The 24,372-nt window shown below is 67.7% G+C and carries 22 protein-coding genes; 17 read left to right on the forward strand and 5 right to left on the reverse strand.

Annotated elements, in window-relative coordinates:
* Window position 1: 1 nt before the first annotated feature.
* The 8 genes from GGC47_RS24895 to GGC47_RS24930 are packed head-to-tail and all read left to right on the forward strand — an operon-like array spanning window position 2 to window position 8,095.
* Window positions 2-1,129 (forward strand): four-carbon acid sugar kinase family protein, encoded by a 1,128-nt coding sequence (locus tag GGC47_RS24895; RefSeq protein ID WP_142021019.1) that lies wholly within the window; start codon window positions 2-4, stop codon window positions 1,127-1,129.
* Window positions 1,126-2,181, forward strand: coding sequence for a 4-hydroxythreonine-4-phosphate dehydrogenase PdxA (gene pdxA, locus GGC47_RS24900; RefSeq protein ID WP_142021018.1), 1,056 nt, complete (start codon window positions 1,126-1,128; stop codon window positions 2,179-2,181). The genes GGC47_RS24895 and pdxA overlap by 4 nt, the downstream gene beginning before the upstream one ends.
* A gap of 11 nt (window positions 2,182-2,192) precedes the next feature.
* Window positions 2,193-3,353 carry an iron-containing alcohol dehydrogenase gene (locus GGC47_RS24905; protein ID WP_142021017.1) on the forward strand — a complete coding sequence of 387 codons (1,161 nt, stop codon included), beginning with the start codon at window positions 2,193-2,195 and terminating at the stop codon, window positions 3,351-3,353.
* Window positions 3,353-4,564: a sialidase family protein gene (locus GGC47_RS24910; RefSeq protein WP_142021016.1), complete on the forward strand. Its 1,212-nt coding sequence runs from the start codon at window positions 3,353-3,355 to the stop codon at window positions 4,562-4,564. Before GGC47_RS24905 ends, GGC47_RS24910 begins: the two co-directional genes overlap by 1 nt.
* 35 nt (window positions 4,565-4,599) lie before the next feature.
* On the forward strand, window positions 4,600-5,412 hold the full coding sequence (locus GGC47_RS24915; protein WP_081925537.1) for an ABC transporter ATP-binding protein: 813 nt from the start codon (window positions 4,600-4,602) through the stop codon (window positions 5,410-5,412).
* Window positions 5,412-6,284 (forward strand): ABC transporter permease, encoded by an 873-nt coding sequence (locus GGC47_RS24920; RefSeq protein WP_370955724.1) that lies wholly within the window; start codon window positions 5,412-5,414, stop codon window positions 6,282-6,284. The genes GGC47_RS24915 and GGC47_RS24920 overlap by 1 nt, the downstream gene beginning before the upstream one ends.
* 36 nt (window positions 6,285-6,320) lie before the next feature.
* Window positions 6,321-7,391, forward strand: a complete 1,071-nt coding sequence (locus tag GGC47_RS24925) for an ABC transporter substrate-binding protein (protein ID WP_112762294.1) — start codon at window positions 6,321-6,323, stop codon at window positions 7,389-7,391.
* Entirely contained in the window at window positions 7,388-8,095 is a 708-nt protein-coding gene (locus GGC47_RS24930; RefSeq protein WP_142021014.1) for an SDR family NAD(P)-dependent oxidoreductase, read from the forward strand. Before GGC47_RS24925 ends, GGC47_RS24930 begins: the two co-directional genes overlap by 4 nt.
* Window positions 8,096-8,164: 69 nt before the next feature.
* Here GGC47_RS24930 and GGC47_RS24935 read toward each other — a convergent pair whose 3' ends face one another.
* Window positions 8,165-8,866 (reverse strand): GntR family transcriptional regulator, encoded by a 702-nt coding sequence (locus GGC47_RS24935; RefSeq protein ID WP_142021013.1) that lies wholly within the window; start codon window positions 8,864-8,866, stop codon window positions 8,165-8,167.
* Window positions 8,867-9,103: 237 nt separating this feature from the next.
* Here GGC47_RS24935 and GGC47_RS24940 point away from each other — a divergent pair, with 237 nt between their 5' ends.
* The 7 genes from GGC47_RS24940 (at window position 9,104) to GGC47_RS24970 (ending at window position 16,983) form a co-directional block, all read left to right on the forward strand.
* Window positions 9,104-10,114, forward strand: a complete 1,011-nt coding sequence (locus GGC47_RS24940) for an ABC transporter substrate-binding protein (RefSeq protein ID WP_142021012.1) — start codon at window positions 9,104-9,106, stop codon at window positions 10,112-10,114.
* Between the two features lie 61 nt (window positions 10,115-10,175).
* Window positions 10,176-10,946: an ABC transporter ATP-binding protein gene (locus tag GGC47_RS24945; RefSeq protein ID WP_370955735.1), complete on the forward strand. Its 771-nt coding sequence runs from the start codon at window positions 10,176-10,178 to the stop codon at window positions 10,944-10,946.
* Window positions 10,947-11,001: 55 nt separating this feature from the next.
* Window positions 11,002-11,835, forward strand: coding sequence for an ABC transporter permease (locus GGC47_RS24950; protein WP_113252270.1), 834 nt, complete (start codon window positions 11,002-11,004; stop codon window positions 11,833-11,835).
* A gap of 125 nt (window positions 11,836-11,960) precedes the next feature.
* Window positions 11,961-13,178 carry a lactonase family protein gene (locus GGC47_RS24955; RefSeq protein WP_185747846.1) on the forward strand — a complete coding sequence of 406 codons (1,218 nt, stop codon included), beginning with the start codon at window positions 11,961-11,963 and terminating at the stop codon, window positions 13,176-13,178.
* A gap of 52 nt (window positions 13,179-13,230) precedes the next feature.
* On the forward strand, window positions 13,231-14,961 hold the full coding sequence (gene araD, locus GGC47_RS24960) for an L-arabinonate dehydratase (RefSeq protein WP_142021009.1): 1,731 nt from the start codon (window positions 13,231-13,233) through the stop codon (window positions 14,959-14,961).
* Between the two features lie 15 nt (window positions 14,962-14,976).
* Complete coding sequence (locus GGC47_RS24965) at window positions 14,977-15,690, forward strand: ribonuclease activity regulator RraA (RefSeq protein ID WP_142021008.1); 714 nt, start codon at window positions 14,977-14,979, stop codon at window positions 15,688-15,690.
* A gap of 180 nt (window positions 15,691-15,870) precedes the next feature.
* A complete protein-coding gene (locus GGC47_RS24970; protein ID WP_142021007.1) occupies window positions 15,871-16,983 on the forward strand; it encodes a M20 family metallopeptidase in 1,113 nt (370 codons plus the stop codon).
* Between the two features lie 181 nt (window positions 16,984-17,164).
* Here the strand turns inward: GGC47_RS24970 and accC are convergent, their stop codons facing one another.
* From accC to GGC47_RS24985, 3 genes are all read right to left on the reverse strand, one after another.
* Window positions 17,165-18,526: an acetyl-CoA carboxylase biotin carboxylase subunit gene (gene accC / locus GGC47_RS24975; protein ID WP_038366029.1), complete on the reverse strand. Its 1,362-nt coding sequence runs from the start codon at window positions 18,524-18,526 to the stop codon at window positions 17,165-17,167.
* Between the two features lie 29 nt (window positions 18,527-18,555).
* On the reverse strand, window positions 18,556-19,023 hold the full coding sequence (gene accB, locus GGC47_RS24980) for an acetyl-CoA carboxylase biotin carboxyl carrier protein (RefSeq protein ID WP_038365739.1): 468 nt from the start codon (window positions 19,021-19,023) through the stop codon (window positions 18,556-18,558).
* A gap of 339 nt (window positions 19,024-19,362) precedes the next feature.
* Window positions 19,363-20,172, reverse strand: a complete 810-nt coding sequence (locus GGC47_RS24985) for a DsbA family protein (RefSeq protein WP_051988310.1) — start codon at window positions 20,170-20,172, stop codon at window positions 19,363-19,365.
* 213 nt (window positions 20,173-20,385) lie between these two features.
* Here GGC47_RS24985 and GGC47_RS24990 point away from each other — a divergent pair, with 213 nt between their 5' ends.
* A complete protein-coding gene (locus GGC47_RS24990) occupies window positions 20,386-21,576 on the forward strand; it encodes a pyridoxal phosphate-dependent aminotransferase (RefSeq protein WP_429069516.1) in 1,191 nt (396 codons plus the stop codon).
* An 83-nt stretch (window positions 21,577-21,659) separates the two neighbouring features.
* Window positions 21,660-23,963: a mechanosensitive ion channel family protein gene (locus GGC47_RS24995; RefSeq protein WP_429069517.1), complete on the forward strand. Its 2,304-nt coding sequence runs from the start codon at window positions 21,660-21,662 to the stop codon at window positions 23,961-23,963.
* Window positions 23,964-23,976: 13 nt separating this feature from the next.
* On the opposite strand, the gene GGC47_RS25000 is transcribed toward GGC47_RS24995, so the two are convergent.
* A complete protein-coding gene (locus GGC47_RS25000) occupies window positions 23,977-24,330 on the reverse strand; it encodes a hypothetical protein (RefSeq protein ID WP_142021004.1) in 354 nt (117 codons plus the stop codon).
* Window positions 24,331-24,372: the final 42 nt, after the last annotated feature.

Consider the following 24,372-nt stretch of genomic DNA (forward strand, 5'->3'; position numbering starts at 1 on the left):
GATGGCGATACGCCGGCAGCCCCTGCGCCTGCTCGCCGACGACCTGACGGGCGCGCTCGACGCGGCCGCCGCCTTCGCGTCGCCGTCCGAGCCGGTTCCGGTTTGCTGGCGCGAGGCAGTGCCGACAGCTGGCGCCGTCGCGCTCGACAGCCGGACGCGCGAAGCCTCGGCCGAGGAGGCGCGCACTGCCGTTGCGGCCGTGGCGGGGCGGCTGTTCTCTCCCGGTTCCGGCCTGGCCTTCAAGAAGATCGACAGCCTGCTGCGCGGGCCGCAGGGGGCCGAGATCGCGGCAATCCTCGAGGTGCTGAAGCCTTCGCGTTGCGTCGTCGCGCCAGCCTTCCCGGCGCAGGGGCGCATCACGCGCGGGGGCCGTCAATGCGTGCTGATCGAGGGCGCGGCGCGGCCTGTGCCGGCCGATCTCGGCGACGAGCTGCGGCGGGCCGGCCATGAGGTCATCCAGGCCCGGCCGGGCGACGCGGTTCCGGCGGGGGTGAGCCTCTGGGACGCCGAGAGCGATGCCGATCTCGACGCGATCGTCGCGGCGGCTGGTGGGGCCGAGGAGGTTCTCTGGATCGGCAGCGCCGGCCTGGCCGCGGCGCTGGCGCGGGCGATGGGTTTCGAGGGCGAGGGGCGGGCTGCGGCTTTGCCGGCACCGGTCGTCGGCTTCGTCGGCTCGGAGCACGAGACGATGCGCGCCCAGCTCGCGGCGATGGGGGCCTGGCATTTGCGCCTCTCCGCACAGATGTGCGGAGAGGCTGCCGAGATCGGCCGGCGGCTGGCTGCCGACGGCGTCGTCCTCGCCAGCGTCGACCTTCCTGCAGGCATCTCCCGGGACGAGGCTGCGCGGGCGATCGAGGCCCGGTTCGGCGCGCTCTTGGCGGAGCTCGACCGGCCGGGCACGCTCTTCGCCGCCGGTGGCGAGACGCTGCGCGGTCTCTGCGAGGCGCTGGGCGCCGAGCGTCTCGACGCTGTCGGCGAGGTCGCGCCGGGCGTGCCGCGCTCGATCCTGCGCGGCGGGCGCTGGGACGGTGTCACGGTCGTCTCGAAATCCGGGGCCTTCGGCGGTCCCGATCTTCTCAACGATATCTTCGCGGGCAGATCCGCGGCACTGGCCGGAGCGGCAGCATGAAACCCCATCTCGCCATCACCATGGGCGATCCGGCCGGCATCGGCCCCGAGATCATCGTCAAGGCCTGTCTCGAGCTGAAGGAGCGGATCGCCAGGGGCGATCTGCGCCTGCTCGTCATCGGCAGCAATCCGGCGCTTTACGCGGCGCGTGCGATGCTCGGCGCCGAGATCGCGATCCCCGAGGTCAACGAGACCGGTGCATGGCCGAACCTCGCCTGCCTCCAGGCGGGGCCGGAGGGCGAGCCGATCAAGCCCGGCGTGCTCAGCGCCGATGGCGGGCGCTTCGCTTATCTCGCCGTCGAGACGGGGGTGCGCCTGGCGCAGGCGGGTCGCATCCAGGGCATCGTCACGGCGCCGCTGAACAAGGAGGCACTGAACAAGGCCGGCTACAAATTCGCGGGCCATACCGACATGCTGGCGAGCCTGACCGCCTCGAAAGGCTCGGTGATGATGCTCGCCCATGGCAATATGCGCGTCAGCCACGTCACCACCCATGTGGCGCTCAAGGATGTGCCGGGCAAGCTCACGCCCGAGCGGCTGCGCTATGTCATCGAGCGCACCGACGAGGCGCTCAAGGCGCTCGACCTCGGACGGCGCAAGATCGCCGTCGCCGCGCTCAACCCCCATGCGGGCGAGGGCGGCCTGTTCGGCAAGGAGGATGACGAAGTCTCGGCCCCGACCATCGCCAGGGCGGTGGCTGATGGCTTCGACGTGGTCGGCCCCGTGCCGGGCGACACCGTCTTCGTGAAGCTGCGCGCCGGGCAGTACGACGCCGTGGTCGCGATGTATCACGATCAGGGGCACATCCCGGTCAAGCTGCTCGGCTTCAACGTCAATCCCGAGACCGGGACATGGGATGCGCTGTCGGGCGTCAACATCACGCTCGGCCTGCCGATCGTGCGCGTCTCGGTCGATCACGGCACGGCCTTCGACATTGCCGGCAAGGGCATCGCCAACCAGCTCAGCCTGATCGAGGCCATCGAATACGCCGAGAAGCTGGCTGCGGCGCGCAGCACCGCCGCCCCGACGAACACCGTCGACACCGCAGCGTAAGGGAGGCTCCCATGAACATCCACAGCCCCAAGCCGCTGGCGACCACAAGCCTGGCGACGCCGATCACGATCCAGCGCCCGCACATCATCGAATTCGGCGCCGGGACCGCGCCGCTGGCCGGCCGCTGGGCCGCCGCGCAGGGCTTCACGCGCATTCTCGTCGTCGCCGACGCCTTCAACGCGAATCGCGTCGGCGTGCTGGAGCTGCAGGGCGAGGTCGCGATCTTCGGAGATGTCCGTCCCGAGCCCGATGTGCCCAACCTCGAAGCCGCCCTGGCGCTGGCCGGTCAGGTGAAGCCCGATCTCGTCATCGGCTTCGGCGGCGGCAGCGCGATGGACCTCGCAAAGCTCATCGCGGTGCTGCCGGGCTCCGGCCAGGCGCTTCATGACGTCGTCGGCCCGGAGAAGGTCGCGCGGAAGGGCGCGGCGTTGATGCAGGTGCCGACGACCTCCGGCACCGGCTCGGAAGCCGGGACGCGCGCGCTCGTCACCGATCCGGCGACGCAGAACAAGCTCGCGGTGCAGAGCCTGCATATGCTCGCCGACATCGCCATCATCGACCCGGTGTTGACGCTGACCCTGCCGCCGGCGGTGACCGCGGCGACCGGCGTCGACGCGATGGCCCATTGCGTCGAGGCCTTCACCAGCAAGAAGGCCCACCCGCTGATCGACATGTACGCGCTGGAGGGCGTGGCGCTCGTCGGCCGCTTCCTGGCGCGGGCCATCGCGGACGGCTCGGATGTCGAGGCGCGGGCAGGGCTCTCGCTCGCCTCGCTCTATGGCGGCTTCTGCCTCGGTCCGGTCAACACGGCCGCCGGCCATGCGGTCGCCTATCCGCTCGGCACGCGCCACCATATCGCCCATGGCGCGGCCAATGCGCTGATCTTCCCGCACACGCTCGCCTTCAACACCCCGGCCGTGCCGGAGAAGACGGCGGCGATCCTCGCTGCGCTCGGCCTGAAGGGAGGCGCACGCGAGGAGGACGTCTTTGCGGCTGCGCATCGCTACTGCGCCGATCTCGGCTGCGAGATGACGCTCTCCGCGCTGAAGGTGCCGCGCGACGACCTGCCGGCCATGGCGAGCGAGGCCCACGCCATCCGCCGCCTGCTCGACAACAACCCCCGCGACATCAGCCGCGAGGAGATCCTCGCCATCTATGAGGAGGCCTATTGATGGGCGCTCATTCGACCGTCATCGAGCCCGCCGGCCTCGCCGAGCGCAGCGGAGCCTTGCATCCGCGTGAGGGCGATGCCGCGCGCGTCGAGGCTTATCTGCCGAGCCCTTGCGTACAGAACCATGCTGCCAATCTCGCCGTGCTCGGCAATGGCGATCTCGCCTGCGTCTGGTTCGGTGGCACGCAGGAGGGCATTCCGGACATCTCGGTGTATTTCTCGCGGCTGACGAAGGGGAGCTCGCGCTGGAGCGCGCCGGAGAAGCTCTCCGATGATCCTGGCCGCTCCGAGCAGAACCCCGTCCTGTTCACCACGCCGAAGGGCGAGCTCTGGCTGATCTGGACCGCGCAGATCTCGGGCAATCAGGACACTTCGTTGGTCCGCAAGCGCGTGTCGCGCGATCATGGCGTGACGTGGGGGCCGATCGAGACGCTGTTCGAGGCGCCTGAGGGCCATGGGCTGTTCGTGCGCCAGCCGCCAGTCATGCTGGACGACGGCGCCTGGGTGATCCCGGTCTTCCATTGCGTCAGCGTGCCCGGTCGGAAATGGGTCGGCGATCGCGACGTCAGCGCCGTGCGGGTCTCGACCGACGAAGGCAAGAGCTGGAGCGAACATGTCGTACCGGGCTCGCTCGGCTGCGTGCATATGAACGTGCTGAAGACGAAGGAGGGGCTCGTCGCGCTCTACCGCAGCCGCTGGGCCGACCATGTCTATATCAGCCGTTCGGCCGACGGTCGCGACTGGTCCGCCCCGGAGCCGACCGAACTGCCCAACAACAACTCCTCCGTGCAGGCGACGGTGCTGGCCGACGGGCGCATCGCGCTGGTCTTCAACAAGGCGAGCCGGCTCGACGCCACCGATCGGCGCACCGGCCTCTATGACGACATCGAGGATGAGAGCGAGCCGGTCGTCGCGGCCGCCGAGTCGCCCGCACTCTCGGCCTCCGGGCGCACCGCCTTCTGGGGCGCGCCGCGCGCGCCGATGACACTCGCGATCTCCGCCGATGGCGGCCGGACCTGGCCGGTGCAGCGCAATCTGGAAGAGGGCGACGGCTACTGCATGACCAACAACTCGAAGGACGGGCTGAACCGCGAATTCTCCTATCCCTCGATCACGCAGACGTCTGACGGCGAGCTCCAGATCGCCTTCACCTATTGGCGCCGCGCCATCAAGCATGTCCGTGTCACGCCCGCCTGGGCGGAACGCGGCTGAGCGACATCAGAAGAAACACGAACAGGGAGACGCCCATGGCCGCCCTCGCTCAAGTCCACCCCATCTCGGAGGCAAAGGCCCAGATGCCGCGCGACCTCATCCGGATCAGCGGGCTCGAAAAGACCTATGCCGACGGCTCGGTCCACGCGCTGTCGAACATCGATCTCAGCATCAAGGACGGCGAGTTTGTCTGCGTCGTCGGCCCTTCGGGCTGCGGCAAGTCGACCTTGCTGCGCATCCTCGCCGGGCTCGACGATTACGACAGCGGCGAGGCCGCGCTTGACGGGAAGGCCATCACGGGCCCGTCGCGCGATGTCGGCGTCGTCTTCCAGGCGGCGAACCTGCTGCCCTGGCTCACCGTGCGCGAGAATGTCGCGCTGCCCTTGCGGGTCGGCGGCAAGCAGGTGGGGCAGGCGGAGGATGTCGACCGGCTGCTCGATGTCACCGGCCTCAAGGATTTCGGGCACCGCTACCCCTATGAGCTTTCGGGAGGCATGCAGCAGCGCGCCGGCATCTGCCGGGCGCTCGTGCGCAGCCCCCGCGTCCTGCTGATGGACGAGCCCTTCGGCGCGCTCGACGCGCTGACCCGCGAGCGGATGAACCTCGAACTGCAGCGCATCTGGCAGGCGAGCCGCAAGACCGTGATGCTGATCACGCATTCGATCTCGGAAGCGATCTTCCTCGCTGACCGCGTCGTGGTGATGTCGGCGCGCCCCGGCCGCGTCATCCGCGAACTCGAGGTGCCGATCCCGCGCCCGCGCTCCAATGACAGCATCATCAGCCACCCGGCCTATCCGGCGCTCGCCAAGGAAATCCGGGGCCTGCTCAACGCCCAGGGAGACGAATGATGAGCCAGGCACAGACCACCATCATCGCCGATTCCGCCGCGATCGAGAACGCCGCGCCCCGGCCCAAGGCCACCGCCGGCAAGCGCCAGCGGAAGAAGGGCGTCAACGGCACCGCGATCACGCTCGTCGGCCTCGTCATCCTCTTCGCCGGCTGGGCGGCGGCGGTGAAGTATCTCGACGTTCCGTCCTACATCCTGCCGACGCCGCTCGCGGTGTGGAAGGCGCTCTGGTCGGGCCTCGCGGTCAGCCCGTCGAGCCCGCTCGGCTATTACCTGCCGCTCTGGGGCACGCTGAAGAACGCCGCGATCGGACTTGCCATCGGCTCGGGCCTCGGCCTCACGCTCGGCTCGCTGATGGCCGAGAGCCGGCTGATCGAGAAGCTGGTGATGCCCTATGCCTTCGCGCTGCAATCGCTGCCGAAGGTGGCGATCGCGCCGCTGGTCGTGATCTGGTTCGGCTTCGGCGACGGCTCGAAGATCGCGATCTCGGCACTGCTCGCTTTCTTCCCGATGCTGATCAACAGCTTCACCGGCCTGCGCGCCGTCGAGCCGGAGCGCATCGACCTGATGCGCTCGCTCTCGGCCTCGCGCTTCGAGACCTATCGCATCGTCAAGCTGCCCAACGCCGCGCCCTATATCTTCGCCGGGCTCGACATGGCGGTGGTCTACGCGCTGCTCGGCACCATCGTCGCCGAGTTCCTCGGCGCCCAGCAGGGCATGGGCGTCGTCATCACGCAGGCCCAGGCGGTGACCGACGTCGCCGGCGTCTTCGCCGCGCTCGTCATCCTGGGTGCGATGGGAATCCTGCTCCACGGCATCGTCCGCGGGCTGGAGGCACGCATCGTCCATTGGGGCGATCGCGGCCGCAAGTGAAACGACCACAACCATAAGCAAGCAAGGGAGAACGTCATGATCACCCGCAGACAATGGCTCCAGGCCAGCAGCGTCTTCGCAACCGCGCTGGCGCTTGGCCCGCGCTCCGCTTTCGCGCAGCCGGCCAAGACGGTGAAGGTCGGTGTCGGCCTCAAATCGATCAACGCCAGCGTCATCAACCTGCTGGTCGGCGAGGCGCTGGGCTACAATGCCGAGGAAGGCTTCAAGGTGCAGGGGCTGGCGCTCGGCGGCAACGCCAACGTCCAGGTCGCGACCGACAAGGGCGATGTCGATGTCGGTATCGGCGTGCCCTCCTACGCCCTGCCCATCCTCGCCCGGGGCGAATGGGGCCAGTCGCAATGGTTCTACCAGTACACCTATCCCTATAAATGGGACGTGGCGGTGAAGCCGGGCTCGGCGGTGAAGGCCTATGCCGACCTGAAGGGCAAGAATATCGGCGTCTCCGATTTCGGCGGCACCGAATATCCCGTCACCCGCAACGTGCTGAAGTCGCTCGGCATCGACCCCGACAAGGACGTGAAGTGGACGGCGGTCGGCGCCGGCGTGCCGGCCGGCGTCGCACTCCAGCGCGGCGCGATCGATGCACTCGCCTATTACGATACGGGCTTCGGCATCATCGATGGCGCGGGCATCCCGCTCGAATTGGTGAAGCGACCCGACAATCTGCCGATGATCGGCGGCCAGTTCCTGATGGGTCTGCGGCCGCGCATCCAGGCCGAGCGCGCCACCTTCGTCGGTTTCGGCCGCTCGACGGCCAAGGCTTCGCAGTTCATCCTCGAAAACCCGACGGCCGGCGCCAAGGCCTTCCTCAAGCTCTATCCGGAAACCGCCCCGCGCGGCTCTACCGAGGAGCAGGCGGTGAAGTCGGTGCTGGAGGCGATCAGCCGGCGCATCAAGCTCTACGAGCCGCCCTATCAGGGCGCCAAGATGGGCTCGATCCGGGTCGACGAATTCGTGACGGAAGCCAAGATGAACGACTGGGACATCAAGGACTTCTCCAAGATCTACACCAATGATCTGATCGGCGAGATCAACAATTTCGATGCCGAGAAGATCCGGGCGCAGGCGCGCGCCTATACCGGATGAGCGAGGCCTTCTCCGAAACCGACGGGCGCCTGAAACATGCGCTCGTCACCGGCGTCAGCTCGGGCATCGGCGCAGCGATCGCGCAGCAACTGCTCGACGAGGGCTGGGCCGTGACCGGCTTCAGCCGCAGCGCTCCGCCCTTCGCGCATGAGCGGCTCGCCCATGTGCCGGTCGACATCGCCGACCGGGCGGCGCTGGGCGGGGCGCTTGCGGGTCTGGCCGGCGTCGACGCCATCGTCCACGCCGCCGGCATCCTGCGCGTCGGCGTGCTCGGCTCCCTCGACCCCGCGAATGGTCAGGCGATGTGGCGGCTGCATGTGGACGCGGCCGAGCAGATCGTCGAGGCGCTGGCCGCATCGCTGCCGGAGGGCGCGCGCATCGTCTTCATTGGCAGCCGCACGGCGGCGGGCTCGGCCGGACGCGCGCAATATGCCGCGACGAAGGCTGCGCTCGTCGGCATGGCCCGCTCCTTCGCGATCGAGCTCGCGCCGCGTCGGATCACGGTGAACGTGGTGGCGCCGGGCGCGACCGATACGCCGATGCTGAGGGACCCGAACCGGGCCTCCGTCGCACCCAAGATGCCGCCGATGGGCCGGCTGGTGAAGCCGGAGGAGGTCGCCGCGACTGCCGCTTTCCTGCTCTCGAAAGGGGCCGCGAGCATCACCGGGCAGCAGATCGTCGTCTGCGGCGGTGCTTCGCTCTGAAGGTGGCGTTCTGAGGCCGAGACTCCGATTCAACCGGGCATCGTTCTGCTTCCCGGCACTTTCGACGCGTCAGTTCCTGAAATAGGTCGGGTGCAGCTCTCGCAGCGAGGGCACGAAGTCGAGTGAGCGGGAGAGGTGATCGCGCAGCGCGTCCTGGGCCGCGGCCGGATCTTCCGCCTCGACCGCATCGAGGATGGCGGTGTGCGCCGCCAGGATCTCGCGCATCTTGCCTTCCTTGGGCAGATGCAGACGCCGCAGCCGGTCGATATGGCCGCTCTGGCGCCGGACAAGCTCCCAGAGAACCGCCATATGCGCCGCATCGTACAAGCAGCGATGGAAGGCGTGGTCGGCGGCGGCGAAGGCCTCATGCTCGCCGAGATCGGCAAAGGCCGTCTGCTGCCGGACGAGGCTTCGCATCCTCGCCAGCACCGTCGGCTGCGGCGCGAGCGCAAGCGCCCGCACCAGCTCGAGCTCCACCGAGCGGCGCAGGAACTGGCCTTGCCGGGCGAGATCGAGGTCGATCGCGCTGACGACGGTGGCGTGCTGGGGGAAGACATCGACCAGCCGCTCTTCCTGCAGCTTCATCAGCGCGTCGCGGATCGGCGTCGAGGAGAAGCCGAAGCGCTCCTGCAATTCCTGCCGCGACAGCATCGTGCCCGGCGCCAGCGCCAGCGAGATGATCTCCTCGCGCAACAGGTCGAAGACGATGCCGGCACCGCCCTTGGTTGCCGGCTTGGGCGCTGCCGCAAATCTTTCGAGAAGGTCGCTCATCCTGTTCGCCTCTACCGCACCGGACCGAATACCGCATTCGGCGCGGCGTGACAGCTCCTTGCCGTGTTTCGCATTTTAGCAAGCGCCGATGCCCACGGGCTGGAACGCCGTCGTGCCGTTCGGATTTTAGCATGGCCGAAGGGTTGACGCACTAATGCATTAGTGGTTTGACTGATGCCAATCAAGGCGCATGGCCATCGGCCAAGGACGCGAACAAGAATCATCAGGGAGGGACTCATGCTCACACGCAGGCAGACGCTCGCGCTCGGTGCGGCGGCGGCAATCGGCGTTCATTCCGACGCAAGGGCGCAGGCGAAGACCGAGATCTCGCTGAGCCGCCAGCCCGGCATCCTCTACATGCCGACCCATGTCATCGAGAAGCAGAAGCTGATCGAGAAGCATGCCGAGAAGCTCGGCGTGGCCGGCGTCACCACGAAATGGGTGAACTTCTCGAATGGCGGGGCGCAGCAGGACGCGTTGCTCTCCGGCAGCGTCGACATCATCAACACCGGGACCGGGCCGCTGCTGGTGCTCTGGGACAAGTCGCGCGGCCGGGTGAAGGGGATCTGCGCCAGTTCCGCTCAGCCCGCGCTGCTGCTGACGCGCGACCCGCGGATCAAGACGCTCAAGGACTACAAGGAAGGCGACAAGATCGCGGTGCCGACCATCCGCGTCTCAACGCAGGCGATCCTGCTCCAGATCGCGGCCTCCGACCTGTTCGGTCCCGACAAGTGGAACCATTTCGACGCGATGACGGTGCAACTCGGCCATCCCGATGCGCTGATCGCGATGAAGAACCCGAGCCACGAGGTGAAGAGCCATTTCGCGGCGCCGCCCTTCCAGTTCTACGAACAGCAGCAGATTCCGGAGGTGCGGGTCGTCGCGAGTTCAGCCGACATCATGGGCTCGCCGCTGAGCCAGGGCCAGTTCATGACGACGACGGGCTTCGCGGAGGCCAATCCGAAGATCGTCCAGGCGCTGCGCAATGCGGCCGAGGAGGCGAAGGGCTTCATCGAGTCCAACACGCCCGAGGCGGTCGAGATCTATCGCGAGGTCACGGGCGACAAGACCCCCTCCGACCAGATCCTGACGATGCTGAAGCAGCCCGGCATGATGGAGTGGAACATCTATCCGCAAGGCACGATGAAGTTCGCCGAGCACCTCGTCCGCACCGGCGGTGTCAAGACGACTCCGGCCTCGTGGAAGGACTATTATCTGCCGGTGGCGCATGACCTCTCAGGGAGCTGAGTTGGCCTCGCCGCGCCCGCCCGTGCCGGTCACGGACGTGCCGACGTCGCAGGTTGCGGCCGTGGCCGAGCCCTTGCTCGACGTGTCCTCGGTCACCTTGCGCTACAAGCTGCCGGGACGGGTGATCACGGCGACGGAGCGCGTCTCCTTTCAGGTCAACACCTCCGACCGCTTCGTGCTGCTGGGGCCGTCGGGCTGCGGCAAGTCGACCCTGCTCAAGGCGGTCGGCGGCTATCTGAAGCCGAGCGAAGGCAGCATGACGATCAAGGGCCGCACCGTGACGGCGCCCGGGCCCGATCGCATGATGGTCTTCCAGGAATTCGACCAGCTCCTGCCCTGGAAGACCGTTCTGGAGAACGTGATGTTCCCGCTGGTGGAGGCGCGCGGCCTGTCGCGCAAGGAGGCGGCCGAGAAGGCCAAGCTCTATATCGAGAAGGTCAACCTGACGCGGGCGCTCGATTCCTATCCGCATACGCTCTCGGGCGGCATGAAGCAGCGCGTCGCGATCGCGCGCGGCATGGCGATGGAGCCCGACATCCTGCTGATGGACGAGCCTTTCGCCGCGCTCGACGCGCTGACGCGCCGCACCTGTCAGGACGAGCTGATCCAGCTCTGGGAGGATACGCGCTTCACGGTGATGTTCGTCACGCATTCCATCGCCGAGGCGATCAGGATCGGCAATCGCATCCTGCTGCTCTCGCCGCATCCCGGCCGCGTCAAGGCCGAGGTGGTGGACGTCGATACAACGTCCGTCGCCGACGGCAGCGCCGGCCGGCTGGAGCGCGAGATCCACGACCTGCTCTTCGCCGATGACGGCGCGGCGGCGCATTAGAACCGGGACGATGGCCATGCCCCCAGTAACATCGTCTTCGACCGCCCGCATCGAGATGCGTCCCTCGTCCGGCCCGGCCAGCGCCGAGGTGGAGCGCAAGGTCGGCCTCATCGAGGCGCTCTGGGATGTCGGTGCCGTCCGCAAGACGGCGATCATCCTCGTCCTCGCCGCGATCTGGCAGGCCTATGGCGCCTATCTCGATAATCCCCTGCTGTTCCCGAGCCTGACCGAGACGCTGCGCTCGCTCTCCGAGAACATCGCCAGCGGCGTGCTGCCGGCCCGCGCCTGGGCCTCTCTCAAGGTTTTGCTGATGGGCTATGTCGTCGGCGTCGCCTTTGCCGGCGTGCTGACGATCGTGGCGATCAACACGCGCATCGGCTCCGATTTCCTCGAGACGGTGACGGCGATGCTGAGCCCGCTGCCGGCGATCGCGCTCCTGCCGCTGGCCCTGATCTGGTTCGGGCTCGGCAATGGCAGCCTCGTCTTCATCCTGATCCATTCGGTGCTGTGGCCGGTGGCGCTCAACACGCATTCCGGCTTCCGCGCGGTGTCGGAGACGCTGCGCATGGTCGGGCGGAACTACGATCTCCGTGGCTTCCGCTACATCCGCAAGATCCTGATCCCGGCCGCCTTTCCCTCGATCCTGACCGGTCTCAAGATCGGCTGGGCCTTCGCCTGGCGCACGCTGGTCGCGGCCGAGCTTGTCTTCGGCGTCTCGTCGGGGCAGGGCGGTCTCGGCTGGTTCATCTTCGAGAACCGCAACCTGCTCGAAATCCCGGCGGTCTTCGCCGGCCTGCTGACGGTCATCCTGATCGGGCTCATCGTCGAGAACCTGATCTTCCGGACCATCGAGGCCCGGACCGTCCTGAAATGGGGCCTCCAGCATTAATCCGGCCGGCAGATCGACCACGATGGCGCGAGGGGATTGACATGGCAAAGTGGAGCAGAAGGCAGTTCGGGGCGATGACCCTGGCGGGCATCGCTGCGTCACCCTGGTCCGGAGGAACCGAAGCGATGGCGCAATCCGCCAAGACCCGCACGGCCGAGACCGGCACGACCACGGCCGCCAACGTCTCGACCGCTTATGTCGCAGTCGGCCCGGAGCTGACGCAATATGCGGTCGACGGGACGACGATCAGCCCCGTGCCCGGCAGCATGGTAAGTGTTCCGGCACCGATCCAATATGTCTGGCAGCATCCGGGCAAGCCGATCGCCTATGTCGCGTCGAGCGATCGCTTCGCGGCAAAGCCGGCCGATCTTCACCACCTCAGCGCCTTCGCCATGGCACCGGGCTCGGGCAAGCTGAGCCTGATCGGAGCCCCACGGCTGTTGACGTCGCGGCCGATCAACATCTCGACCGATCGTGACGGACGCTTCCTCCTGGTCGCCTATAACGACCCGGCCTCGCTGACCGTCCACCCGATCGCGGCCGACGGCAGCGTCGGCGAAGCGATCAAGCAGGACGGCAAGCTCGATGCCGGCATCTATGCGCATCAGGTGCGGATGCTGCCGTCCAATCGCACCGTTCTTCTGGTGACGCGCGGCAACGATCCGGCTGGCGGCAAGCCGGAAGATCCCGGCGCGCTGAAGCTCTTCTCCTTCAACCAGGGCAAGCTCGCCGAGAAGCAGTCGGTTGCGCCGGGCAGCGGCTACGGGTTCGGCCCGCGTCATGCCGATTTTCACCCGACCAGGCCCTGGTTCTATGTGACGATGGAGCGGGAAAACCAACTCCAGATGTTCACGCTCGGAGCCGAAGATCGCATCGGCCCCGCGCCCGCCTTCGTGAAGACCACGCTGGCCGAGCCCGGCAAGGTCCGCCCGGGACAGGTGGTCGGCGCGATCCATGTTTCGCGCGGCGGCCGCTTCGTCTACGTTTCCAACCGTGCCGACGGCAAGACCGAGCTGGATGGCAGGAAGGTCTTCGTCGGCGGCGAGAACAGCATCGCCGTGTTCGCGATCGACCCGAAGACGGGTGAGCCCACCCTGATCCAGGCCGTCGACACGCGCAGCTACCATGTCCGTACCTTCGCCATCGATCCCTCGGGCAAGACACTCCTCGCCGCCAGCGTCGCTCCGATGGACGTCGCCTCGGGCGGCACCGTCTCGACCGTCCCGGCCAAGCTCACCGCCTTCGCGATCGGAGCCGACGGCAAGCTGAGCTTTACCGCAGAGCGGGCGGTGGACACGGCGAAGGGGCCGATGTTCTGGTGTGGATTTACGCCGCTGACCTGATCGGGCGAAGATCGGCGGCACCCTGGCGACACTGCGGAAGCGAAAGCTGACAATGACGAAGACACCGGAAAACCTGCGCAGCGCGCGCTATTTCGAGCCGGACGATTTCCGCTCCTTCGGCCATCGCTCGCGGATGAGCCAGATGGGCTACGCGCCGGAGGAGTATCGCGGCAAGCCGGTGATCGCGATCATCAACACCTGGTCCGACCTCAACCAGTGCCATGCGCATTTCAGGCAGCGCGCCGAGGATGTGAAGCGCGGCATCCTGCAGGCCGGCGGCTTCCCGGTCGAATTGCCGGCGATCTCGCTCTCCGAGAGCAAGGTGAAGCCGACGACCATGCTCTATCGCAACTTCCTGGCGATGGAGACCGAGGAACTGATCCGCTCGCATCCCGTCGACGGGGCGGTGCTGATGGGCGGCTGCGACAAGACCACGCCCGGCCTGTTGCTCGGCGCGACCAGCGCGGGCGTGCCGGCGATCTTCGTGCCGGCCGGGCCGATGCTGCGCGGCAACTGGCACGGCAAGGTGCTGGGCTCCGGCTCCGACGCCTTCAAATACTGGGACGAACGCCGGGCCGGCAACATCTCCGACAAGGACTGGTCGGAGATGGAGGTCGGCATCGCGCGCTCCTACGGCGTCTGCATGACCATGGGCACGGCCTCGACCATGACGGCGCTGGCCGACACGCTCGGCATGACGCTGCCCGGCGCCTCCTCGATCCCCGCCGCCGATTCGAACCATATCCGCATGGCGACCGCGACCGGGCGGCGCATTGTCGAGATGGTCTGGGAAGGGCTGACGCCGGAGAAGATCCAGACCGAGGCCGCCTTCCGCAATGTGATCAACGTGGCCATGGCGATGGGCTGCTCGACCAATGCGGTGATCCATGTCGTCGCCATGGCGCGCCGCGCCGGCCATGCCATCGGGCTCGAGGATTTCGACGCGGCGAGCCGCAAGGTGCCGGTCATCGCCAATGTCCGGCCGAGCGGCGACACATATCTGATGGAAGATTTCTACTATGCTGGCGGGCTGCTCGGCCTGCTGACGCGGTTGACGCCCTTCCTCGACCTCGACCAGATCAACGCCTCCGGCAAGAGCTGGCGCGAGAGCCTCGTCGGGGCCGAGATCTACAATGACGACGTCATCCGCCCGCTCGACAACCCGATCTATGCCGAGGGTGCGATCGCGCTGCTCAAGGGCAACCTCGCGCCGCGCGGCTGCGTGATGAAGCCTTCCGCCGCCTCGCCGAAACTGCTGAAGCATTCGGGTCCGGCGCTCGTCTTCGACGATTATCCGATGCTGAAGGCGAATATCGACCGCGACGATCTCGAGGTGACGGCGGACACCGTTCTCGTGCTGCGCAATTCCGGCCCGCTCGGCGGCCCCGGCATGCCGGAATGGGGCATGCTGCCGATCCCCAAGAAGCTGGTGAAGCAGGGCGTGCGCGACATGGTGCGCATCTCGGATGCGCGCATGAGCGGCACCTCCTACGGCGCCTGCATCCTGCATGTCTCGCCGGAATCCTATGTCGGCGGGCCGCTGGCGCTGGTGAAGACGGGGGACATCATCACCATCGACGTGCCCAACCGCTCGATCTCGATGGAGGTTTCCGACGAGGAACTGGCACGGCGCAAGGCCGCGCTGAAGCCCGAGCCTGCACGCTACGAGCGCGGCTATGGCTGGATGTTCTCGCGCCATATCGGCCAGGCCGACGAAGGCTGCGACTTCGATTTCCTGCGCACCGATTTCGGGGCGCCGGTTCCCGAGCCCGTTATTTTCTAGACCGGAGCGACGATCATGCTTTCCACCGAAACGCGCGAGAAGCTGAAGCGCGTCAGCACCGCGACGCTCTGCACGGCGCTGTTCAAGCGCGGCCTGCGCAACCAGTTCATCCAGAACGTGCACCCGCTCGGCTTCAAGGGCGAGAACATGGTCGGGCCGGCCTTCACCCTGCGCTACATCCCGGCGCGGGAAGACCTGAACCAGCTCAGCGTCTTCCAGGACAGGTCGCATCCGCAGCGCAAGGCGGTCGAGGAATGCCCGCCCGGCGCCGTCTTCGTCGTCGACAGCCGCCAGAATGCGCGCGCCGCGTCCGCCGGCTCGATCCTGGTATCGCGATTGATGGTGCGCGGTGTCGCCGGCATCGTCACGGATGGCGGTTTCCGCGACAGCCCGGAGATCGCGGAGCTCGCGATCCCCGCCTATCACCAGCGCCCCTCGGCGCCGACCAACCTGACCTCGCATCAGGCGATCGAGATCAACGGGCCGATCGGCTGCGGCGACGCGCCGGTCTTTCCGGGTGACATCGTCGTCGGGGACGGGGAGGGCGTCGTCGTCATCCCGGCGCATCTCGCCGACGAGATCGCGGAGGAGGCTATCGAGATGACGGCCTTCGAGGATTTCGTCACGGAGAAGGTGCTGGAGGGCCGCTCGATCCTCGGCCTCTATCCGCCGACCGACGAGCAGTCGAAGATCGATTTCGCGGCCTGGCGTCAGAATACGGGGCGATAAGCGCCGCGTCGAGGGGGGCCGGACCTTCAGTTCCGGCGCCCGTCAATGGCCTGCCCCTGAGCAAGCTCAGTGAGCGGGCAGGGGTCGAAACCGGGCCTGGGTTCCGTCATGCGCTCATGGCTCGGCGGCGCGCTTGCGAATTCACTTGTCCCGTTCCGGCCTCTTGGCGATAGATCGGGCATGACACATGCCGATGCCGCCGCCGCGCTCTCCGTCTGGGTTGCGCTCGAGAGTCCCACCAGTCATCCCGCCGGCGTGAACGGCATGATGGATCTGGTCGCGAAGGAGGTCGCTGGCCTGCCGATCGCGGTCGAACGGATCGCCGGCCGCGACGGGCTCGGCGACATGGTGATGCTGCGGGCGGGGCTCGACAACGGCCAGCCGGCCGTCGCGGTGATGTCGCATCTCGATACGGTGCATCCGGTCGGGACGAGCAGCAAGGACCTGCCGGTTCGCATCGAGGGCGACAGACTCTACGGGCCGGGCGTCTACGACATGAAGGGTGGGGCCTGGCTCGCCCTGCAAGCCTTCAAGGACGTGGCGAGGGCCGGTTCCGCGAAGCGGCCGATGATGTTCCTGTTCACGCCGGACGAGGAGATAGGCTCTCCGACGAGCCGGGGGCTGATCGAGGAGATCGGCCGGGGATCGACTGCCGTGCTGGTCACGGAGCCAGCGCGGCAGGGCGGTAGGATCGTGACGGCGCGCAAGGGCGTCGGCCGCTTCGAGGTCCGCTTGGAGGGCCGGCCGGCCCATTCCGGCTCGCGCCACGCCGACGGGCGCAGCGCCATCCGCGAGGCGGCGCACCAGATCCTCGCCATCGAGGCCATGACCGACTATGCGCGCGGCATCACCACCAGCGTCGCGCTGATCGGCGGCGGCACGGCGGCGAACGTCATTCCGCAGCATGCCTGGTTCAGCGTCGACTGCCGCGTCACGACGCTTGCCGACGGGGCGATGATGGAGCAACGCATCCTCGGCCTGAAGGCTCATGATCCGGAGGTGACGATCCGCATCACCGGCGGCATGAACCGCCCGCCTTACGAGAAATCCGCCGCCGTTGCGGAGCTGTTCGAGACGGCGCGCGGCGTCGCGGCCGGGATCGGGCTCGACCTGCAGGATTGCCCGATGACGGGCGGCGGTTCCGACGGCAACTTCACCGCCGCGCTCGGCGTGCCGACGCTCGACGGCCTCGGCATCGACGGCGACGGTGCTCACACGCTGCAGGAATACGCGCTGATCTCCTCGATCGCGCCGCGCCGCGCGCTGATGAAGGGCCTGCTGGAGACGATCTGAGGTCTGCCCGTCTGACGAAAGGCCCTTTGAGGAACCATCGGTGTCATCCCGGCACCGGCATGGATCCCGGGTCTGCGCTTCGCTCCGCCCGGGATGACGGGCGAAGCGAGGTCGCAGTCACCGGAAAACAAAAAGCCCCTCGCATCGCGAGGGGCTTTTCCGTTTCCGGTGACCGGAACTCTCAGGCCTCGGGCTCACCCATGCCGCCGGCCGCGAGGAATTTCTCCAGCCAGTGGATGTTGTAGTCGCCGTTGAGAATGTCCGGGTTGCGCACCAGCGTGCGGAACAGGGGCAGCGTCGTATCGATGCCGTCGACGACGAATTCGTCGAGCGAGCGGCGCAGCCGCATCAGGCATTCGTCGCGGTTGCGGCCATGCACGATGAGCTTGCCGACCAGCGAATCGTAATGCGGCGGGATCGTATAGCCTTGGTAAGCCGCCGAATCGACGCGCACGCCGAGGCCACCCGGCGTATGGAACGAGGCGAGCTTGCCGGGCGAGGGGCGGAAGGTTGCCGGGTGCTCGGCATTGACCCGGCATTCGATGGCATGGCCCTCGAGGACGATGTCCGACTGCTTGAGCGAGAGCGGTGCGCCGGCCGCGATCCGGATCTGCTCGTTGACGAGGTCGATCCCGGTGATCATCTCGGTCACGGGATGCTCGACCTGGATGCGGGTGTTCATCTCGATGAAGTAGAACTCGCCGTCCTCGTAGAGGAATTCGATCGTGCCGGCGCCGCGGTACTGGAGCTCGCGCATCGCCTTGGCGCAGATCTCGCCGATGCGGTCGCGCTCGCCGGCGTTGAGGGCGGGCGAGGGGCCTTCCTCCCAGACCTTCTGGTGCCGGCGCTGAAGCGAGCAGTCGCGCTCGCCGAGATGGATGGCGTGGCCGCGACCGTCGCCGAGCACCTGGATCTCGATATGGCGCGGCTTCTCGAGATATTTCTCGATATAGACGGCATCGTCGCCGAAATTCGCCTTCGCCTCGCTGCGGGCGGTCGAGAGCAGGACGGAGAGTTCGTCCTCGTTGCGCACGACCTTCATGCCCTTGCCGCCGCCGCCGGACGCCGCCTTGATGATCACGGGCAGGCCGATCTCGCGGATGATGCGCAGCGCCTCGGCATCGTCGGAGACGCCGCCCTCTGAGCCTGGCACGCAGGGGATGCCGAGGCGCTTGGCCGTGCGCTTGGCCTCGATCTTGTCGCCCATGCTGCGGATATGCTCCGCCTTCGGGCCGATGAAGGTGATGTTGTGACGATCCAGGATCTCGGCGAAGCGGGCGTTCTCGGACAGGAAGCCGTAGCCGGGATGGACGGCGTCGGCGCCGGTGATCTCGCAGGCGGCGATCAGCGCCGGGATGTTGAGATAGCTCTCGCGGGCCGGCGGCGGACCGATGCAGACGCTCTCGTCGGCGAGGCGCACATGCATGGCGTTCGCGTCGGCCGTGGAATGCACCGCGACGGTGGCGATGCCGAGCTCCTTCGCCGCGCGCAGCACGCGCAGCGCGATCTCTCCGCGATTGGCGATCAGGATCTTGTCGAACATCTTGATCTCGTCGTCGTTGCGCTTGGGCGTCACTCGATCACCAGCAACGGCTCACCGTATTCGACCGGCTGGCCGTCCTCGACCAGGATCGCGGTAACCTTGCCGGCGCGCGGCGCGACGATGTCGTTGAAGGTCTTCATCGCCTCGACGAGCAGGATGCGCTCGCCCTGCTTCACGATGCTGCCGACCTCGACGAAGGGCTTGGCCTCGGGCGAGGGGCGGCAATAGGCGGTGCCCACCATCGGGGAGGTGACGGCACCGGGATGGCCCGCGCCGGGCTTGACCTCGACGGCGGCGGGCGCCGCCGGGGCAGGGGCGGCCGGAGCGGGAGCGACCGGATACGGAGCTGCCGGTACATGCACCGTAGTCGCCAGGCTGCGGGCGACGCGCACGCGCAGATCGCCCTTCTCGACCTCGATCTCGGTGAGATCGGTCTGGTTCAATAGCTCGGCAAGCTCGCGGACGAGGTCTGGATCGATCGGGCTCTTGGTCGCCATGGCGGATATCACCGTCTTCTCGGATAATCGGTTGGGACGGCGGCGGCGCCGCCATCCCGCTCGTTTTGGTTCAAGCGGCGAGAGCCGCAGGCTTCATCCCGGAGGTCGCGCCGACCTTTCGATCTGCCGGGCCGGACATGGCAGGGGATGTCCCGCTGCTGGATCGAGCCGACAGAGCGAAGGAGGAGCCTTTCGGCGTGGGCGTGGCGACCATGAAGGATGCGGATTCCAGGGACCGCGCGAGGCGGCGGACGCCGTCCTCATAAACGCTGCGGGCCGGCAGGGGAAGCCTCAAGGCTCCCTTGCCGGCCCACGGAAGGCGGTCATCCAGGCGGCGGATCAGCCGGCGCAGTCGGTCTTGCCGCAACGACGGACCGAGTCGAGCTTCTGCTTGAGGGCATCCTGGCCGACGGCGCCAAAGACGATCTCGTCGCCGATCACGAAGGCAGGCGTGCCCGTCAGGCCCAAACGATCGCCCAGCGCGACGGTGTCCTCGATCGAGGCCTTGGTGGCGGCCGCGTCCATGTCCTTGCGGGCGCGATCGATATCGACGCCGAAGTCCTTGGCGATCTCGAGCGCCTTGGCGCCGTTCACGCGGCCCTTCACGCCCATCAGCTTGTTGTGGAAATCGAAGTATTTCGGCCCCTGAAGCTGGTTCTTGACCGCGATCGCCACGCGGCTCGCCTCGACCGAATCGGGGCCGAGGATCGGAAAGTCCTTGAGCACCACCTTGAGCTTCGGGTCGGCCTTGGACAGGGCGGTCACGTCCTGCATCGCCCTTTTGCAGAAGCTGCAATTGTAATCCATGAACTCGACGAGCGTGATGTCGCCTTCCGGATTGCCGATGACGATGGAGGTGGCGGGGTCGGTAAGTTTGGCCTTCTCTCCCGCGACCGCGTTGCGCTGGGCCTCGGCCTGCGCAACGGTATTGCGCCGCTCCAGCTCGACGAGCGCGTCCTGAATGATTTCCGGATTCTTGACGATGGTCTCGCGGATGAGATCGACGATCGCCTTGCGCTGCTCGGGCGTGAGCGGGGCCTGGCCCTGCGCCATGGCGGGCGCGGCGACCGTCGCGAGCCAGAGGCCGAGCGCGAGGCCGGCAGGGCGCAGGCAGGCGCGCGCCAGGCTGGTGAGGGTCGGGAAAGCCATCTCGTCGTCCTTTCGCTTGCGGCACCCGCAGGATGGGCGCCGGCACGGAAGCGTTTCAGCCCGTGCTTGTGGTTGCTCGGCGTGCCGGCGTCAAATCACAGCTTAGAGTGCCCAGCCTGACCCGGATGCTCCGATCGGCTCCCTTGCCGCAGGTTGCAGGCGGCGGCGGCCTCGGCTACGCCCGCGGCCAGATCGCCGCAAACGGACATGACGATGCCGCAACCCAGCTTTCCAGCTTCCGGCCTGCCCGCCCTTGCGGAACGAGCCCAGCGCGTCGCCCCATTCATCGTCATGGACGTGATGAACCAGGCGGCGGCCATCGAGCGCAAGGGCGGCTCGGTCGTGCATATGGAAGTCGGCCAGCCCTCCGCGCCGACGCCACGCTCGATCCGCACCGCCGTCTCGCATGCGCTGGAGGATGGCCGGATCGGGTACACCCAGGCGCTGGGCACGGATTCGCTGAGGGCTCGCATCGCCCGCCATTATCGCGAGGCTTATGGCGCGGACGTGGCGGCGGAGCGGGTCGTGGTGACGACGGGCTCCTCGGGCGGCTTCATCCTGGCCTTCCTCGCCTGCTTCCAGCCGGGCGCACGGATCGCGATCACGGCGCCGGGCTATCCGGCCTATCGCAACATCCTGATCGCGCTCGGGCTGGAACCGGTCGCGATCGAGGTCGGGCCAGAGACCCGTTTTGCGCTGACACCCGAACTGATCGAGCGCGCCCATCGCGAAAAGCCGCTCGCCGGCGTGCTGACGATGAGCCCCGCCAACCCGACCGGCGTGGTGATGACACCTGAGGCCATCGCGGAGGTCGCCGCCTGCTGCCGTCGGCTCGGGCTCTGGTACATTTCCGACGAGATCTATCACGGCCTGACCTATGAGGCGCCGGCGACCACGGCGCTCGCCGCCGATCCCGACGCGATCATCGTCAACTCCTTCTCCAAATATTACTGCATGACCGGCTGGCGAGTCGGCTGGCTGGTGGTACCGCCGCGTCTCGTCAGGACGATCGAGCGGCTGCAGCAGAATTTCTCGATCTCGGTGCCCTATCTCAGCCAGGTCGCCGGCGAGGCTGCCTTCGACGCGACGGAAGAATGTGAAGCCATCAAGGCCGGCTACGCCGCGAACCGCGCCTTCCTGCTGAAGGCCCTCCCGCAGATCGGGCTGGGGGATTTCCTGCCGGTCGACGGCGCCTTCTACATCTATCTCGACGTCGGCCGATATTCGAACGATTCCATGAGCTTCTGCCGCGACGCTCTCGAAAGGGCGGGGGTCGCGATCACGCCCGGGCTCGATTTCGACGAGGGGCGTGGGGCGCGCACCGTCAGGCTCTCCTTCGCGGGCTCTCTCACTGAATGCGAGGAGGCCGTTTCGCGCCTCGGAACCTGGCTCAAGACGCGCTGACGACGAGCTTTGAGCGCGAGCCCCTTGCCAGGCTCCGCCAAAGCTCAGCATTGTCAGTGGCGAGCGCGAAGCGGAGATCTGCCATGAATCGTGGCGCGGCCGGCCCGGCTGTCATGAGATGGGGCGTTTCTCTGGTCCTGGCCTGTCTGGCCATGCTCGTTGCCGGCCATGCCGCGCGCGCCCAGACGCCGGCCCAGCCCCCGGTCGTCCTGACATTGCGCGGCGACGAGACGCCCGAGACGATCGCCAATACGGTGAACGCGCTGTCGGCCGGCGGCCGGCAGGTCGAGATCAGGCTGGCCGGAACGGCTCCGCCGCCTGCGCCCGACGCGACCGACAAGAAGCCAAAATCGGCATCGAAGCCGGCCGCGCCCGCGAAGGCCACGCCGGTCGGAATGCCATCGACCGGGGACGACATGCTCTCCGGCCAGATCGACGCGCTGCTCGACCGGGTCGTCGACGGCATCGACTATGGCAACAGGGCGATACCGAGCATTGCCGGGCTGCCGGCGGATTGGCAGGCTGCCTGGCAGCGCAATGCCAATGGGCAAACCGGCTTGCCGGCCGGCTGGCGCATCCTGTCGATCGTGGCGCTCGCGCTGGCCGTGGCCTTCCTGGTGCGGGCCGCCTGTGCGGGCTGGTTCGCCCGCAAGCGCGTGCCGGCCGGGCCGGAATTCACGCCGCGCCTGATCGCCTCCGCCTACGGCCTCGCCGAGGACATGCTGACGATCCTGCTGGCGCTGCTGGTCGTGCGGATCGCCCGCAACGCCTGGCTGCCGGAGAGCGACATCGCCTCGATCAGCCTGACGACGGCGACCAACGGCGCTGCCATCGGAGCGATCTACATCGCCGTCGGCCGTTTCCTGCTGGCGCCCGGTGCGCCGGAGCGGCGCATCATGCCGCTGCCGCGGGCCGACCATCACTTCCGGCTGCTGGTCCTCTATGCGATCGCGACGCCGGTGATCGTCACCAGCATCCTGCTCACGCACCACGTCGCGCATGATCCCCTGCCGGCTGCCGGTCTCATCGCGCTGACCGGTTTCGCGGTGACGCTGTTCAAGCTCTGGTGGTTCTACGACATGCGCCATGACCTCGCGGCGCTGGTGCTGTCCGGGGCCTCGTCGCCGGGCGTGGTGCGGCGCATGGTGGCGGCCGGGGCTGCCTGGTTCTACATGGCGGCGAGCATCCTGCTCTGGCTCGTCGAGGCCGGGGCGGCGATGATGACGAATGGCGGGCGCTGGGCCGAGGCCGGTGCGCTGACGCAGACCGCCATCGTGATCCTGCCGATTCTCGTCGTGGGCATCTCCAGCCTGATGCATTGCCGGGCCATGCATCGCCAGACGACGCAGGGGGCGACGCCTCTGTCTCAGGCCGGCGGCGCGGCGCTGCGGGCCGCCGCGGTCGGTGTGATCTGGGCAGCCGGCCTCTTCGTGCTGGCGCGGCTCTGGGCCGCCTTGCTGCTCGGGATGAGCTCGGACCAGTTCGTGGTCTTTTCCCGCCAGGCGGCCGGCGTGGTCGTCTTCGCTTTCGCCGGCTGGGTGGCGCTGGTCTTCCTGCGCGCGTTCTTCGATGCCTATGCGCCGAAGCGCCTCGTCGTCGGTCCCGCCGATGAGGAGGCCGCCCATGACGATGCCGTTCCGACCCGTCTCGCCACGGTTCTGCCGGTCCTGCGCGGCGTCATTCTCGGCGCGGTGATCGGCCTGACCATCCTCGTCGTGCTCTCCCGCCTCGGCGTCGATATCGGCCCGCTGCTTGCCGGTTTCGGCATTCTCGGCCTCGCCTTTTCCTTCGGTTCGCAGACGCTCGTGCGCGACATCGTCTCGGGCATGTTCTTCATGATCGAGGACGCCTTCCGCGTCGGCGAATATGTCGATACCGGCCGGCTCAAGGGCACGGTGGAGAAGATCTCGCTGCGTTCGATCCAGTTGCGCCATCAGAGTGGCCAGATCCACACCGTGCCGTTCGGCCAGATTTCGTCGCTGACCAATGCGAGCCGCGACTGGGCGACGGTGAAGTTCAATGTCCGCCTCGACCATTCGGCCGATATCGAGCAGGCGCGCAAGGCGATCAAGAAGACCGGCCTCGCCTTGCTCGAGGATCCGGAATTCGGTCCGCATTTCATCGCCCCGCTCAAGATGCAGGGCGTCGCCGACATCACCGACAGCGCCATCGTGATCCGGCTGAAATTCACGGCCAAGCCGAACCAGGCCTCGGCGTTGCAGCGCGAGGCGCTGAAGCGGGTCTACCGGGTGCTGAACGAGGCCAGGATCCCCTTCGCCTCGAACGCGGTCACGGTGCGCGGCGGCGACCAGGGCACGCAGGCCGGGGCGGCCGCGGCGATCTCGACCGTGCCGCCGCCGACCCCGCTCGCGCCTGCGGCGGGCTGATGGCGCTCAAGCGTCAGAGCAACAGGAACAGCCCGAAGCCCGTCACCGCGAGCACGGCACCGAACAGGCGGGCGAGCCGGGCGGCGCCGATGACCGACAGGCGTTCCGCGCGGCGGCCAGCACGCGCAGCCGGCTCGGCCTCCGCCTCGCTGCGATACTGGTCGGCATAGAGGCCGGGCGTCATCTGCGGGCCCATCGGGCGATTGCCTTCGAGTTCGACCCTGACGGCGATGAACAGGACGAGCAGGCCGAGCACGCCGACGCCCAACCAGCCGACGGCGCGCCATGCGAGAATGGCGAGCGCGGCCAAGGCCGCCGCCGACAGGACGCTCAGGACGACATGCTCCGTGCTGCGCGGTGGCGGCATGCTTGCCCCTCGGATGGCTTGCGAGCCTGCCGATGATGCCCC

Origin of the sequence: Allobosea sp. OAE752 (assembly GCF_050433265.1) — a bacterium.
Taxonomy (GTDB): domain Bacteria; phylum Pseudomonadota; class Alphaproteobacteria; order Rhizobiales; family Beijerinckiaceae; genus Allobosea; species Allobosea spartocytisi.

Bases quoted from the DNA above. Each gene is read 5' to 3' on its own strand.
- GGC47_RS24895 (WP_142021019.1), top strand. From the start codon at position 2: ATGGCGATACGCCGGCAGCCCCTGCGCCTGCTCGCCGACGACCTGACG.
- pdxA (WP_142021018.1), top strand. From the start codon at position 1,126: ATGAAACCCCATCTCGCCATCACCATGGGCGATCCGGCCGGCATCGGC.
- GGC47_RS24905 (WP_142021017.1), top strand. From the start codon at position 2,193: ATGAACATCCACAGCCCCAAGCCGCTGGCGACCACAAGCCTGGCGACG.
- GGC47_RS24910 (WP_142021016.1), top strand. From the start codon at position 3,353: ATGGGCGCTCATTCGACCGTCATCGAGCCCGCCGGCCTCGCCGAGCGC.
- GGC47_RS24915 (WP_081925537.1), top strand. From the start codon at position 4,600: ATGGCCGCCCTCGCTCAAGTCCACCCCATCTCGGAGGCAAAGGCCCAG.
- GGC47_RS24920 (WP_370955724.1), top strand. From the start codon at position 5,412: ATGAGCCAGGCACAGACCACCATCATCGCCGATTCCGCCGCGATCGAG.
- GGC47_RS24925 (WP_112762294.1), top strand. From the start codon at position 6,321: ATGATCACCCGCAGACAATGGCTCCAGGCCAGCAGCGTCTTCGCAACC.
- GGC47_RS24930 (WP_142021014.1), top strand. From the start codon at position 7,388: ATGAGCGAGGCCTTCTCCGAAACCGACGGGCGCCTGAAACATGCGCTC.
- GGC47_RS24935 (WP_142021013.1), bottom strand. From the start codon at position 8,866: ATGAGCGACCTTCTCGAAAGATTTGCGGCAGCGCCCAAGCCGGCAACC.
- GGC47_RS24940 (WP_142021012.1), top strand. From the start codon at position 9,104: ATGCTCACACGCAGGCAGACGCTCGCGCTCGGTGCGGCGGCGGCAATC.
- GGC47_RS24950 (WP_113252270.1), top strand. From the start codon at position 11,002: ATGCGTCCCTCGTCCGGCCCGGCCAGCGCCGAGGTGGAGCGCAAGGTC.
- GGC47_RS24955 (WP_185747846.1), top strand. From the start codon at position 11,961: ATGGCGCAATCCGCCAAGACCCGCACGGCCGAGACCGGCACGACCACG.
- araD (WP_142021009.1), top strand. From the start codon at position 13,231: ATGACGAAGACACCGGAAAACCTGCGCAGCGCGCGCTATTTCGAGCCG.
- GGC47_RS24965 (WP_142021008.1), top strand. From the start codon at position 14,977: ATGCTTTCCACCGAAACGCGCGAGAAGCTGAAGCGCGTCAGCACCGCG.
- GGC47_RS24970 (WP_142021007.1), top strand. From the start codon at position 15,871: ATGACACATGCCGATGCCGCCGCCGCGCTCTCCGTCTGGGTTGCGCTC.
- accC (WP_038366029.1), bottom strand. From the start codon at position 18,526: ATGTTCGACAAGATCCTGATCGCCAATCGCGGAGAGATCGCGCTGCGC.
- accB (WP_038365739.1), bottom strand. From the start codon at position 19,023: ATGGCGACCAAGAGCCCGATCGATCCAGACCTCGTCCGCGAGCTTGCC.
- GGC47_RS24985 (WP_051988310.1), bottom strand. From the start codon at position 20,172: ATGGCTTTCCCGACCCTCACCAGCCTGGCGCGCGCCTGCCTGCGCCCT.
- GGC47_RS24990 (WP_429069516.1), top strand. From the start codon at position 20,386: ATGCCGCAACCCAGCTTTCCAGCTTCCGGCCTGCCCGCCCTTGCGGAA.
- GGC47_RS24995 (WP_429069517.1), top strand. From the start codon at position 21,660: ATGAATCGTGGCGCGGCCGGCCCGGCTGTCATGAGATGGGGCGTTTCT.
- GGC47_RS25000 (WP_142021004.1), bottom strand. From the start codon at position 24,330: ATGCCGCCACCGCGCAGCACGGAGCATGTCGTCCTGAGCGTCCTGTCG.